Below are 230 nucleotides of genomic sequence, written 5' to 3'. Positions count from 1 at the left end.
AGTGCCAGGTAACTGTCGATGCCGGCCTCCTGCAGCAGCGCATCCGGGAAGATGTGGTGATATTCGCGCCTGCGCAGCGAATCGTATGAGACGGGGTGCCCGTCGGCGAAATACAGTGCGCCAAAGTGAACGTTCAAAGCCAGCACGGCACGCGCCAGCCTGTCCGCCCCCTTGGGCCAGCGCACCCGCGTCAGCTGGTCAGACGCGGGCCCGGGATAGGTCACCCGGTG

At 65.7% G+C, this 230-nt stretch carries 1 protein-coding gene; it reads right to left on the bottom strand.

Translation table 11 applies throughout. The features are described 5' to 3' along the window. A partial coding sequence (locus VJI94_RS08925; RefSeq protein ID WP_324009121.1) for a hypothetical protein occupies nucleotides 1-230 on the bottom strand: 230 nt, incomplete at both ends.

Origin of the sequence: Parvimonas sp. D9, from assembly GCF_035282565.1 — a bacterium.
Taxonomy (GTDB): Bacteria; Bacillota; Clostridia; order Tissierellales; family Peptoniphilaceae; genus Parvimonas; species Parvimonas micra.
Note: the sequence above shows the minus strand (reverse complement) of the source record. Positions and strands in the feature narration are given on the sequence as shown.